The following is a 12,465-nucleotide window of genomic DNA, read 5'->3' as shown; positions in this document are numbered from 1 at the left end:
GGTGTCGGAACTGGCGGCGGACCTGCGCGCGTGGCGGTCGGGACGGCCGGTGGCGGCGCGGCGGGGCGGTAGTGGCTACCGCTTCAGGCGGCTGGTGATGCGGCACAAGCTGGCCACTGGGCTGGTGGTGGCGCTGGTGGCCAGCCTGGCGGCAGGGATCGTCGGGTTCGCCTGGCAGGCCGAACACGCGCGCAGGGAGGCGCTCGCCTCGGACATCGCACGCGACCAGGCAGATGCCGCGCGCCAGCGCGCCGAGCGGGCGCTGCAGCGTGCCGAGGCTGTAAAGAGCTTCACCATCCGGCTGTTCGACGCACGTGCGCCCGCGATGCCGGAAGCCGAATTGCCGTCGACGGTCGAGTTGCTCGATGCCGGCATCGAGCGCGCGCGCACCCCCGAATACGGAGACCCTGGCTTGCGCGCAGAGATGCTGGCCACGATTGCGCACGTGTTCTGGAGCAGGGGCATGCAGGAGCGTGCCGAGGAACTGGTCGAAGAGGCGCTTGCGCTGTCCGCCACGGTCCGCGAGAGCGATCCCGAATCGTACGCGCGCGCGCTGTTGATCAAGGGGCGCGTGGGGCACGTGGGATTTAGCGCCGCCGACCGTGAACAATACTTGCGGCAGGCTGACGACTTCATGCAGGCGCATGATCCGGACAGCCGGGTGGTACTCGACGTCCGCAGCGAAATCGCCTACAACCTGATGTTCCAGAATCGCTACGACGAGGCCGTGGCCATGCAGGAGGTCGTGGTTGCCGCGATGGCCAGCCGCGACGACGTGGCCATGAAGGACTACAGGCGTGCGCTCGGCATTCTCGGCGGCATCCTGATGTCGCGTGGCCAGTATGAGCGTGCCGCCCCCCACCTCAGGAAGGCATTCCGGATGCAGGATCCCGCCACCAGCCTGCTCAACTACACCATCGCGCGGGTGAACCTGGCCTCGAACGAGATGTACCTCGGCAAGCTGGCGCAAAGCGAGCGCGAGGCGCGTGCCGCCATCGCGGCCTACGGCACCCTGTTCGACAGGCCGGTCGACTATGTGAGGGCCGCACGCAACCTGCTGTGGTCCTGCCTGCTGCGGCAGGGCCGCATCGACGAGGCGCTCGAAGTCGTCCGGAAGAGCCACCCGGATGTCGTCAGTGGGCAGGAGGGCGGTCCGGACTACCACCGCCAGCGGGCGAAGGTGCTGGCTGCGGGCGGGCGCTGGGAGGCCGGGCTTGCAGAAGCCAGGACATCGCGCGACAAGGCAGCCGCGGACGAGGCTCCCCGGCCCATGCAGGTCCTGAACAACGCGCTGCTCGCGCAACTGTCGTGCCGCACCGGCCGGTCGCAGGACGTGGCCGACGGCGCACATCTGCTGCAGGACCTGCTGGCGCACCGCGAGGGCGATACGGTGGCGCGGGCGCGGTATGTACCGGACATGGTGGAAGCGGCGGCAGTCTGCGCCATCGCTGCCGGACGCGATGACGAGGCACTCGCGGCGTTGCGGGCCTTGGAGCCGGTGGATGCCCGCCTGCCGCTCGGCGACGTGCACGACGTTGCGCGACGGCAGCGGCTGCAGGCGCAGTTGCTGCGGACCCGTGGAGACACGGCGACTGCCGACCGGCTGGAGCGACGCGCGAAGGCGGGCCTGGATGCAGGCGGCTACCTTCCCTCCGGCCCGATCCGCAGCATCGACCTGTTGCCCCCTGTCATCCGGCCATCCGCCATCCGGCATTGATCGCGCATCGCGGGGCGCTGTTTTCCGGCCCGCGCGAACAGGCGGGATGCCGTGGCATCGCGGGTCACGACGCGCCCCATGCCTGGCGCGGGATGGTTGCCAGGCGGCGCACTGGTACACAGCGGCCGACGCCGGCGGCAAGCGTCGCAATGGCGCGAACGGCGCCGCGAACATGATGCGCGCCTGACCGGGAACACGCGCGGGATGCACGCGGCCGCGGATTGCACGCGGTATTCACACCCCGATGGGGTTTCATTCATGGCGCGGGCCGCAGACTCGCCCCGCGGTCCAGTCCATTCCACAGGAGAGTTCCATGAAGCGCATCGTTTCCCTGGCAGTCCTGGCGCTGTTCTGCGCCAATTTCCTCGTCGCCTGCAACACCGTGAAAGGGGCGGGCAAGGACGTGCAGAAGGTCGGCGAGAAGATGGAGAAGAAAGCGGACGACACCGGCGCGACTGATCCGCGCTGATCCCGCATTGATCGCACGACACGACGGGTCGGCCTTGCCGGCCCGTTCTTTTTGTCCGTTGTCCGGTAGCGTGCCCGGCGCGCTCCGCGTCGATCGGTTCGTCGAAACTGAAGCGTTCAAGGAATTGAAGCCGCGCGTAACGCCTTGGACACGCGCAGCGAAGGCGTGGCTTGCGATGCTGGCCGCGTCACCAACGAGATTGAGGAGAACGCGCATGAACAACGACATCATCGCCGGCAAGTGGCTGCAGCTGAAGGGCAAGGCCCAGGCCAAGTGGGGCGACCTGACCGACGACGTGTTCGACGTGGCGGCGGGCGACAGCAAATACCTGGCCGGCAAGCTGCAGGAGCGCTACGGATGGGATCGCGATCGCGCCGAGCGGGAGGTCGACGAGTTCGGCAAGACGCTCGACTGAGAATCCGCAAACCGTGCGGATCACGGACGGGCCGGCGATCGCCGGCCCGCATCGTTTCCGGCAGGCTGCAGTTACCGCGGGTCGGGGACGAAGCCGCCGGGGAACGCATGCGGCACCTGCGCAACCGGCCGCGGCCGCCAATGATCTTCGCGCGGCAGGATGCCCAGCGCCATCAGCCGCCGTGGCGTGTCGTAGCGCAGTTCGGTCACCTGCGCCGGCCGGTTGCCGGCGCGCACGAAGCCGGTGCGCGAGACCGGCGCCCACTCGCGTGCGCCGTGGCCGGTGCCGATCCGCTGGCGCGTGGCGTCGGCAGGCGTCGGCGTGGTCACGATCGAGGCTTCGGCAGCGGCCGAAGCGGAGGGCGCTCCCGCGTCGTCGGCACCGGTTCGGGCTTCCGGCCGCACCGGGTACGGATAGGGCGCGGCATGGATGCGAGGCGGGCGGCGTTCGCGGAACACGGCGATGCCGACCACGCCGACGTTGCCGGGCCGGCCGGTGCGCGCGGCGTAGCTGTCGGGCAGGCGGGTGAAGTGGAACTGCGCGACATCGTCGAGCGACTTGCGCCAGCCGCCGATCTCCGCGCTCTGCCAGGGCTCCAGCACGTAGCCGGCCTGTGACGGGTCGGCGTCCTCGCCGGTGACCGCGTTGACGCCGTCGACCGACAGCACGACCAGCACGCGCTCGCCGCTGGTGTTGGCCAGGCGCACGGCGTAGCGGTGGCCGGGCACGCCGGCCAGCCAGCGTTCGCCGGCGTGGCGATACTGCGGCAGGGGGCGGCCATCGTCGCGGTCGACGATGGACATGTCCACCAGCGTGCGCGCCGCGGCCGGGAAACAGGCGGATGCGGCGAGCAGGGCCGCAGACAGGGACAGGACGATGCGCGACATGGCCGGTTCTCCATTGTGGGTGGCCATACGAACGCGCCGTCGCGGCGGACGGGGTTGCCGTCGCGGCAACGGCGAGCCGTTGCTCCACTGCGGCGGGCTAAAATGGCCGCAACGCTGCCTTCGACCCCGCCATGACTCCGCGCAAGACCCGCATCCTCACCGGCATTACCACCTCCGGCACGCCGCACCTGGGCAACTACGTCGGTGCGATCCGCCCGGCGGTGGCCGCGTCGCGCGCGGACGACGCCGAGAGCTTCTACTTCCTCGCCGACCTGCACAGCCTGATCAAGGCGCAGGACCCTGCGCGCACGCAGCGCTCGACCCTGGAAATCGCCGCCGCCTGGCTGGCCTGCGGCCTGGATCCGGAAAGGGTCTGGTTCTACCGCCAGTCCGATGTCCCCGAGATCACCGAACTGACCTGGCTGCTGACCTGCGTGGCCGCCAAGGGCATCCTCAACCGCGCGCACGCCTACAAGGCCGCGGTCGACCGCAACCGCGCCGAGGGCGAGGACGACGATGCCGGCGTCAACGCCGGGCTGTTCATGTACCCGGTGCTGATGGCCGCCGACATCCTGCTGTTCAACGCCGACAGGGTGCCGGTGGGCCGCGACCAGGTGCAGCACATCGAGATGGCGCGCGACTTCGGCCAGCGCTTCAACCACATCTACGGCGGCGAGTATTTCCGCCTGCCGGAAGCGGCGATCGAGGAGAGCGTGGCCACGCTGCCCGGCCTCGACGGCCGCAAGATGTCCAAGAGTTACGACAACACCATCCCGCTGTTCGCGCCGCGGGCGACACTGCGCAAGCTGGTCGCCTCGATCGTCACCGACTCGCGCGCGCCGGGCGAGCCCAAGGACGCCGACGCGTCCAACGTGTTCCAGCTCTACCAGGCGTTCGCCAGCGACGAGGAAACCGCGGCGATGCGGCGCGCCTTCGCGCAGGGCATCGCCTGGGGCGAGGCCAAGCAGCAGCTGTTCGAGCGCATCGATGCGGAAGTCGCGCCGCTGCGCGAGCGCTACGAGACGCTGATGGCCCGGCCGCAGGACATCGAACGCCTGCTGCGCGACGGCGCCCGGCGCCTGCGCGCGCAACATGCGACACCGCTGCTGCGCGAACTGCGCGAAGCGGTCGGCCTGCGCGACCTGTCGCAGGCCGCGGGCAGCACGGGCAAGGCCGCGGCTGCGAAGGCTACGCTGCCGCAGTTCAAGCAGTACCGCGAGGCCGACGGCCGCTTCCATTTCAAACTGGTCGACGCCGGCGGCGCGCTGCTGCTGCAGGGCGCCGGGCATGCGTCGGCGCGCGAGGCCGGGCAACTGGTTGCGCGCCTGAAGCAGGGTGGCGGCGCCGGCCTGCGCGCGGAATCGACGGGCGTGTGGCTGGACGACCAGGTGGTCGGCGAATTGGGCGAGGACGTGGCGCTGGAGGACGTGGCCGCGGCGCTGGCGAGCCTGGCGGAGGCCGCATGAACCCGCAGTTCGAACTCAACCTCGGCCTGATCCTGTTCCTGCCGTGGTTCCTGATCCTGGGCGTGCTGTTCTGGATGTTCCCGCGCCAGCCGCGGCACTGGCGCCGGCGGCTGTTCGACCTGGCCAGCCTGGCGCTGTCGACGGCGGCGTTCATGGCCGCGCTGCACTGGGCGCAGGACTATGCCAACCCCGCGCACGGGCACATGTGGCGGCAGATCCTGGCCACGTCGGTCGGCTACGGCGTGTTCCTGGCCGCGCTGCTGGTCGCGGTGCTGTTGCGCTGGTGGATCTGGCGCCAGGCAAAGCCAGCCTGACGGGAGACGCCAGGCGGCCGCGCGTCCGCTGCGTCAGTGGCCGTGGCCCGCCTCGCTGGCTGCCGGCCCGGTTTCCGCGGCGAGATGCTTGAACAGCGCGTATTCGTCGCGGTCGAGTGCGAAGCCCTGCAGCGCGAACACCGCCGCCGACCGCGCATCGGCCGACAGGGTCGTGTCGCCGGCCATCTCCAGCAGCGCCGTCTTCAGCCGCGTGGAGTGCACCAGGGTCGAGGTCACACCGGCGGCCGCCGCTTCGCGCACCTGCGGCGCCGGATCGAGCATCGCTTCGTACAGCATTTGCTCCATGTCCGCCTGGTGGTCCCACTGGGTCGACTGCAGCAGGCTGCTCGCGCGCACGCCGGGATCGGGGTGGCTGCGCAACTGTGCCAGGCGTGCCGCGACCGGTGTCGTGTCCTCCACCGGCAGCACCGCGGGCGTGAGGCCGTCGACCAGCTGCCGGAGCATCGCCGGGTCGCTCTCTTCATCGATCTGGCGCAGCAGCAGCTCGCGCACCGGGGCTCGGTCGAGCGGGAAGGCCTGCAGCAGCCGCAGTCCGTCCTGGCGCGATTGCGGGTCTGAAGCGTCCGCCAGCTGCAGCGCGTACGCCATGACCTGGTCGTTGGCCGCGCTCTCCAGCACCGCGAGCAGGGCACCGCGCCGGTCGGGATCGGTTTCGCCCGCGTGGCGGGCGATCAGTTCGCGCAGGTAGGCCGGGTCGTTCAGCGCGCGCGTGCTTTCGAGGCCGAGGTTGTCGCCGACGGGGGCAGGCACGCGCGCCTGCAACGGCGGCCGGGGCGGTGCAGGACGCGATTCCCCGCGCGCGGGTGTCGCGTCCGCGGCGGATGCCGGTGCGTCGGTCGCCCCGCGATGATCGGCAAGCCGATGACCGACCAGCCCGCCGCCAAGCGCGGCGGCGAGCAGGGCGACGACGATGGCCGGCCGCAACACGCCGGAACGCGGCGCCTGCGGCCCCCCGGCGTGCGTGGCCACCACGTCAGCAGTCCGGCGCCACGCGCCCGTCCGACCCGGTGTAGGTGTAGGCATCGGGGATGAAGCGGCCGCTGCCGATCCGGTTCCACAGCTTGCTGGTGCCGTAGGTGCCGCTGATCGACTGGCCGATCTTCTGGCACTGGATGGTCACCGTGGCGCCATCGGCCAGGCTGCCGACCTTGGCATAGCTGGTGCTCGGGCCCGCGCGCACGTTGAGGTTGACGCCGCTGGTGGTGTTGACGGTGCCGGTGACGCCGCCGCCACCGCCGCTGCAGTTCTTGCTGGTGTAGGTCTTCTTGGCGTAGTACGGGATCTGCGAGCCGTTCCACTTGATCTTCTGCACCACGCCGTTGTGGCGTTCCTCGAAATGCAGGTGCGGCGACAGGTTGTACTTGGCGCTGGAGCGGCCGACGGTGCCGATCTTCTGGCCGCGCTTGACCGTCTTGCCCTTGGCCACCGAACGCGAGTTCAGGTGCGCGTACAGCGTCTGCCAGCCGTTGCCGTGGCTGATGATGATGTAGTTGCCGTAGCCGGTGGTCGTGGAATAGGCCGACGTGGTGACGGTGCCGCCGTAGGCCGCGACCACGGTATCGCCGAGGTCGGAATCGGGCTTGGGCCCGCGGTTGAGGTCGACGGCATAGGCGGGACTGTGCCCGTTCCAGGTGCTGCCCACCCATTTCTGTCCGCACGGGAACGGCATCTGGAACTTCGGCGCTGCCTGCGCGGCGGCCGCGACGCAGGCGAGGACGGCGCAGGCGGCAAGCCTGGCCAGGAAACGGTGCTGTCGGTCCATCTTGGACTCCCCTTGGCTGGTGGCCGGCGCATCCGTCGACCGGACGCGCCGGTGATCGGCGCCCGCCGCTGCGCATGCACGCATTCACCGGCGGTTCCCGCACTCCCCCGATGTGCGCAGTCCGACGCTAGGCCGTGGCCCGGCGGCGCGGTAGCTGGGGCGCACCCTTGGCGTGCGCCGCGTCGCGGGGTGCTTCGACCGTCCCGGCGTCCTAGACTGTTGACTGCGTCACATCCCGCGTCGCGACTCCCGCATGGATTCCCAGGCAGACGACATCGGCATCACCACCATCGACACCGGTTTCGGCGACCGGCCGCGGTTCTGCGCGGCCTACCTGGTCGAGCATGCCGGCCGCGCGGCCTTCATCGACTGCGGCAGCAATGACAGCGTGCCGCGGATGCTGGCCGCGCTCGACCAGCAAGGCCTGGCGCGTGAGGCGATCGACTGGCTGGTCCTGACCCATGTCCACCTCGACCACGCCGGCGGCGCAGGGACGCTGATGCGTGCGCTGCCCAACGCGCGGCTGGTGGTGCACCCGCGCGGCGCACCGCACATGGTCGATCCGTCGCGGCTGGTGGCCGGCGCGACCGCGGTGTACGGCGAAGTGGAATTCGCGCGCAGCTACGGCACCCTGCTGCCGGTGCCCGCCGAACGCGTGGTGGAGGCGCCTGACGGCCACGTCGTCGACCTCGCCGGACGGCCGCTGCTGTGCGCCGACACGCCCGGCCACGCGCGACACCACATCGCGGTGTGGGACGCGGCCAGCCGCAGCTGGTTCAGCGGCGACATCTTCGGGCTGGCGTATCCGGAGCTTGTGACCGGGCAGGGTGCGTTCGTCGTGCCGACGACGTCGCCGGTGCAGTTCGATCCGGACGAAATGCGCGCTTCGGTCCGCCGGCTGCTCGCGGAACAGCCGGCGGCAGTCCATCTGACCCACTATGGGCGCGTGGACGAAGTGGCGCGGCTGGGCACGGACCTGCTCGAACAGGTCGACGCGATGGTGGCACTGGCGCGCGGATGCGACGGCGCCGCCGACCGCCACGCGCGGCTGGTGGAGGCGCTGACGACGCTCTACGTCGAGCGCGCGCGCCGCCACGGCGTGGCCGGTGCGCATGCGGTCGTGCCGCGGCTGCTGGCCGTGGACATCGAGCTCAACGCGCAGGGGCTTGAGGTCTGGCTGGATCGCGCGAAGCGCTGAACCCGGGGGCGCCGCTAGTCCCAGGCATTGAGGTGCGGCCCGAACGGCTTGCGCTGCTGGCGGATCACGCAGAAGCGGTGGCCGCTGGGCGCCTCCATCACCCACCAGGTGTGGACCTTGCCGATCTTCTTCGCGCCCAGCGCCACCAGGCGCTCGGCTTCGGCATCGACGTCGTCGGTTTCGATGTCCAGATGGATGCGCGAGGCGTGGCCGACCTTCTGCAGCAGCAGGATCGGTTCGTCCCGCTCCGTGGCCAGGCGCGCGTACTTGCCGTCGCCGTCCTCGTCGACGGCCTCGACGCGCTTGCCCAGCGCCCTGCTCCAGAACTCGACATGCGGGGCGAGGTCGTCGACCTCGCAGTCCAGGACGAAACTCGACAGCCGACTGTGGTGGGGCATGAGCGAAGTCCGTGATTGATGATTGGTGAAAGCGGGTCCGGCTCCGCGGTGGTTGCGGAAGGCGGTGATCCGCTTCCGCGAATCACCAGCCACCCATCGCGCCCCACCGCGTCCCGATCACCGCGCCAGTGCCAGGTCGTCCAGCATCGCCTTGAGGAACCGCGCGGCCTCGCCGCCGGTGCAGGCGCGGTGGTCGAAGGTCAGCGACAGCGGGATCACCTTGTGCGATTCGAAGCCGCCGATCACCGGGGTGATCTGGTGGCGGCCGCGGCCGGCGGCGACGATCGCCACGCACGGCGGCACCACCACAGGCGTGGCGTAACGGCCGGCGAACATGCCGAAGTTCGACAGCGAGATCGTGTAGCCGGACAGCTCGGACGCGGGGATGCTGCGGTCCATCACCTGTGCGCGCAGGCGGTTGACGCCCTCGCGCACGCCGCCGGCATCGAGCACGTCGGCATTGCGCAGCGCCGGCACGAACAGGCCGTCGTCGGTATCGACCGCGATACCGACATCGACGTGCGGGTGCAGGGTGCGCACCAGCTTGTCGCCGTCGAACCAGGCGTTGAGTGCGGGCACCGCCTTGGCCGCGGCGCAGATCGCGCGGATCAGGCGGGTGGTGACGTCGTTGCCGGGCGCCCAGGCGTGGATGTCGGCGTCGTCGCTGAGCGTGGTCGCCACGACCTTGGCGTGCGCGTCGGCCATGACCCGGGCCATGTTGCGGCGCACGCCCTTGAGCTGCTCGGGCTGGCCGCTGGCGGACACCGACGGCGGCTGGGTGCGCATCGGCTTGCCGGAGGCGGAGAGCTGGGTGCGCTGCGCGGCGTCGCGCGCGGGCGCCGGCGTGGCGCTGGGCCTGGCCGCGGCGGCCGCGGGTGCAGCGCCGGCCTTCGCGGTGCCGCTGGCGGCAGCCTGCTTGACGTCGGCCATGGTGATCACGCCGTCGGCGCCGGTGGGCGCCACCTGCGACAGGTCGACCTTGAGCTTGCGCGCCATCGCGCGCACCGCCGGCATCGCCTTGACGCCGCCCACCGCGACCGCCTGCTCGCTGCGCACCGCGTCGGAGGACTGCATCGCGCCGACCACGGTGCCGCTGTCCTCGCGCAGTTCCTCGGTGCGGGTTTCATCGCTTTCGGTGATCTCGCCGCCCTCGTCGGAGGCGACGACCCTGTCGCCGTCGTCCGGGGCGGGGCTACCCGCGCCTTTCGCAGGACCGTGGTGATGGCCGGTGTCCTGGCCCTCGGCGCGCTGCGGGGCGTTGGGGTCGAGCTCGAACTCGGCCAGCATCGTGCCGGTCACGATCACGTCGCCGGCGCCGCCAGCGAGCTTGAGCACCTTGCCCGAGACCGGCGAGGGCACGTCGACGACGGCCTTGGCGGTTTCCATCGAGACCAGGTTGTCGTCGAGGCGGATGGTGTCGCCTTCCTTCACGTACCACTCGACGATGGTCGCGTCGGGGAGGCCTTCGCCGAGGTCGGGGAGCAGGAATTGCTTGGTGGTCATGGTGGTCTGGTCCGATTTTTCATTCTTGCTGTCATTCCCGCGAAAGCGGGAACCCAGCGACTCTGGATTTGGGCATGGCTTGCGCTGCTGTCGAAGGCACCGGGTTCCCGCTTTCGCGGGAATGACGGGAACTCAACCTGCAGCCATGGTGCGCTTCGCGGCGGCCACGATCTTGTCCACGTTCGGCAGGTACTTCATCTCCAGCCGGAACAGCGGGATGTGGGTGTCGTAGCCGGTCACGCGTTCGACCGGGGCGAGCAGGTCGTACATCGATTCCTCGGCCAGGCGCGCGGCGATTTCGGCGCCGAAGCCGGCAGTCTTCGGCGCCTCGTGCACGATCACGCAGCGGCCGGTCCGGGACACCGATTCGGCGATCGTGTCGAAGTCCAGCGGGCGCAGCGTGGCGACGTCGATGACCTCGGCGCTGATGCCCTCGGCGGCGAGCTTGTCGGCCGCTTCCAGCGCTTCCTTGACCTGCGAGCCCCAGGTGGCGATGGTCACGTCGCTGCCGTCGCGCAGCACGTAGCACACGTCCAGCGGCAGCGCTTCGCCGTCGTCGGGCACCAGTTCCTTGTACTGGCGGTAGATGCGCTTGGGCTCCATGAAGATCACCGGGTCCGGGTCGCGGATCGCGGCGAGCAGCAGGCCGTAGGCGCGCTGCGGCGACGACGGCAGCACCACGCGCAGGCCGGGGACGTTGGTGAAGATCGCCTCGTTGGCCTCGGAGTGGTGCTCCGGCGCACGGATGCCGCCGCCCCACGGCACGCGCAGCACCATCGGACAGTGCATGCGGCCGCGGGTGCGGTAGCGGAAGCGCGCGGCGTGGCAGACGATGTGGTCGACCATCGGGTAGACGAAGCCGTCGAACTGCGCCTCGGCCACCGGTTTCATGCCCTGGGTGGCCATGCCGACGGTGAGACCGGCGATGGTGGTTTCGTCGAGCGGGGTGTCGATCACGCGCTGGTCGCCGAACTGCGCCTGCAGGCCGGCGGTGGCGCGGAACACGCCGCCGTTGACGCCCACGTCCTCGCCCAGCACCACGACGGAGTCGTCGACGCGCATCTCATGGGCGAGCGCCTGGGTGATGGCCTCGATCAGGGTGATCGCCTTCGGCTCGCCTGCGGCCGCGGCCGGCTGCTTCTTCGCCGCGCTCATGCCCGCTTCTCCCGTGCCATGGCTTCCGCCCGCTGTTCGAGCAGTTCCGGGGGCGGATCCCCGTAGAGGTAGTCGAACATCGCCTCGACCGGCTGCACCGGCGTTTCCAGATAGGCGTTGAGTTCGACGTCCACGGCTTTCGCGCATTCCTCGTTCCAGGCCTTTTCCTGGTCCTCGTCCCACAGCTTCTGGGCGGTCAGGTACTTGCGCAGGCGCAGCATCGGTTCGCGCGTCCAGGCGTCCTTGACCTCGTCCTCGCCGCGGTAGCGGCGGGCGTCGTCGGCGGTGGTGTGGTCGTGCAGGCGGTAGGTCATGAACTCGATCACGCTGCCGCCTTCGCCCTTGCGCGCGCGCTCCATGGCGCGGCGCATGCCTTCGAGGACGGCGACCAGGTCGTTGCCGTCCACCTGCAGGCAGTGCAGGCCGCCGGCGATGCCCTTCTGCGCCAGCGTCTTCGCGCCGGTCTGGGAATTGCGCGGCACCGAAATCGCCCAGCCGTTGTTGATGATGCATTGCACGAACGGCAGTGCGTAGGCGCCGGCGGAGTTGATCGCGGCGTAGGTATCGGTCTTCGACGAGCCGCCGTCGCCGCAGCAGGTCACCGCGACGCGCTTCTCGCCGCGCAGCTTGAACGCCAGTGCCGCGCCCGCCGCGTGCAGGCATTGCGTTGCGATCGGCACGCACCAGGAGTAGTCGTGCTTCGGGCCGGAGAAATCGTTGCCGCGTTCGTCGCCGCCCCAGTACAGCAGCACCTCGCGCGGCTTCACCCCGCGCATGAACTGCGCGCCGTACTCGCGGTAGCTGGGCGCGAACACGTCCTCTTCCTTCATCGACGCGCCGATGCCGATGTGGGTGGCCTCGTGGCCCAGGCACGAGGCGTAGGTGCCCAGCTTGCCGGTGCGCTGCAGCGCGATGGCCTTGGTGTCGAAGGTGCGCACGTACAGCATCTGCTTAAACAGCGGCAGCAGCGCCTTGGCGTCCTTCACCGCCGGCGGCAGCTTGCCCGACAGCTTGCCGTCGGGGTCGAGGTATTGCAGGTATTCGATTTCGAACTTTGCGGCGATGGTCATCGCAATCCTGTGTGCTGGAGTGGTATCGGGGCGGGCCCGGACCGCGCGCACCCGCGGGATGCGCGGTGGAGGTCCGGACGGGCGCGCCGG

Annotated in this window: 13 protein-coding genes; 6 read left to right on the top strand and 7 right to left on the bottom strand. The window is 70.3% G+C overall.

Annotated elements, in window-relative coordinates:
* The 3 genes from ABD679_RS13690 to ABD679_RS13680 all read left to right on the top strand — a co-directional run.
* On the top strand, positions 1-1,717 hold a 1,717-nt coding region (locus tag ABD679_RS13690), incomplete at its 5' end, for a tetratricopeptide repeat protein (RefSeq protein WP_344760559.1).
* Positions 1,718-2,030: 313 nt separating this feature from the next.
* Positions 2,031-2,186 carry an entericidin A/B family lipoprotein gene (locus ABD679_RS13685; protein ID WP_344760558.1) on the top strand — a complete coding sequence of 52 codons (156 nt, stop codon included), beginning with the start codon at positions 2,031-2,033 and terminating at the stop codon, positions 2,184-2,186.
* A 214-nt stretch (positions 2,187-2,400) separates the two neighbouring features.
* Positions 2,401-2,601, top strand: coding sequence for a CsbD family protein (locus tag ABD679_RS13680; RefSeq protein WP_344760557.1), 201 nt, complete (start codon positions 2,401-2,403; stop codon positions 2,599-2,601).
* A gap of 71 nt (positions 2,602-2,672) precedes the next feature.
* Here the strand turns inward: ABD679_RS13680 and ABD679_RS13675 are convergent, their stop codons facing one another.
* Positions 2,673-3,488 carry a hypothetical protein gene (locus ABD679_RS13675; protein WP_344760556.1) on the bottom strand — a complete coding sequence of 272 codons (816 nt, stop codon included), beginning with the start codon at positions 3,486-3,488 and terminating at the stop codon, positions 2,673-2,675.
* Between the two features lie 131 nt (positions 3,489-3,619).
* Between ABD679_RS13675 and ABD679_RS13670 the strand changes: the two genes are divergently transcribed.
* On the top strand, positions 3,620-4,954 hold the full coding sequence (locus ABD679_RS13670; protein ID WP_344760555.1) for a tryptophan--tRNA ligase: 1,335 nt from the start codon (positions 3,620-3,622) through the stop codon (positions 4,952-4,954).
* Positions 4,951-5,268: a hypothetical protein gene (locus tag ABD679_RS13665; RefSeq protein ID WP_344760554.1), complete on the top strand. Its 318-nt coding sequence runs from the start codon at positions 4,951-4,953 to the stop codon at positions 5,266-5,268. Before ABD679_RS13670 ends, ABD679_RS13665 begins: the two co-directional genes overlap by 4 nt.
* 33 nt (positions 5,269-5,301) lie before the next feature.
* Here the strand turns inward: ABD679_RS13665 and ABD679_RS13660 are convergent, their stop codons facing one another.
* Both ABD679_RS13660 and ABD679_RS13655 read right to left on the bottom strand, forming a co-directional pair.
* Complete coding sequence (locus ABD679_RS13660; protein WP_344760553.1) at positions 5,302-6,258, bottom strand: hypothetical protein; 957 nt, start codon at positions 6,256-6,258, stop codon at positions 5,302-5,304.
* Between the two features lie 4 nt (positions 6,259-6,262).
* Entirely contained in the window at positions 6,263-7,051 is a 789-nt protein-coding gene (locus ABD679_RS13655; protein ID WP_344760552.1) for a peptidoglycan DD-metalloendopeptidase family protein, read from the bottom strand.
* Between the two features lie 253 nt (positions 7,052-7,304).
* Between ABD679_RS13655 and ABD679_RS13650 the strand changes: the two genes are divergently transcribed.
* Entirely contained in the window at positions 7,305-8,249 is a 945-nt protein-coding gene (locus ABD679_RS13650) for an MBL fold metallo-hydrolase (protein WP_344760551.1), read from the top strand.
* 14 nt (positions 8,250-8,263) lie between these two features.
* Here ABD679_RS13650 and ABD679_RS13645 read toward each other — a convergent pair whose 3' ends face one another.
* The 4 genes from ABD679_RS13645 to pdhA all read right to left on the bottom strand — a co-directional run bounded on the left by ABD679_RS13645 (position 8,264) and on the right by pdhA (position 12,375).
* Positions 8,264-8,647, bottom strand: a complete 384-nt coding sequence (locus ABD679_RS13645) for a VOC family protein (protein ID WP_344760550.1) — start codon at positions 8,645-8,647, stop codon at positions 8,264-8,266.
* A 117-nt stretch (positions 8,648-8,764) separates the two neighbouring features.
* Positions 8,765-10,150, bottom strand: a complete 1,386-nt coding sequence (locus tag ABD679_RS13640; RefSeq protein ID WP_344760549.1) for a dihydrolipoamide acetyltransferase family protein — start codon at positions 10,148-10,150, stop codon at positions 8,765-8,767.
* A 132-nt stretch (positions 10,151-10,282) separates the two neighbouring features.
* Positions 10,283-11,305, bottom strand: a complete 1,023-nt coding sequence (locus ABD679_RS13635; protein ID WP_344760548.1) for an alpha-ketoacid dehydrogenase subunit beta — start codon at positions 11,303-11,305, stop codon at positions 10,283-10,285.
* A complete protein-coding gene (pdhA, locus tag ABD679_RS13630; RefSeq protein ID WP_344760547.1) occupies positions 11,302-12,375 on the bottom strand; it encodes a pyruvate dehydrogenase (acetyl-transferring) E1 component subunit alpha in 1,074 nt (357 codons plus the stop codon). The genes ABD679_RS13635 and pdhA overlap by 4 nt, the downstream gene beginning before the upstream one ends.
* Positions 12,376-12,465 lie beyond the last annotated feature (90 nt).

Origin of the sequence: Luteimonas lutimaris (assembly GCF_039537065.1) — a bacterium.
GTDB lineage: Bacteria > Pseudomonadota > Gammaproteobacteria > Xanthomonadales > Xanthomonadaceae > Luteimonas > Luteimonas lutimaris.
Note: the sequence above shows the minus strand (reverse complement) of the source record. Positions and strands in the feature narration are given on the sequence as shown.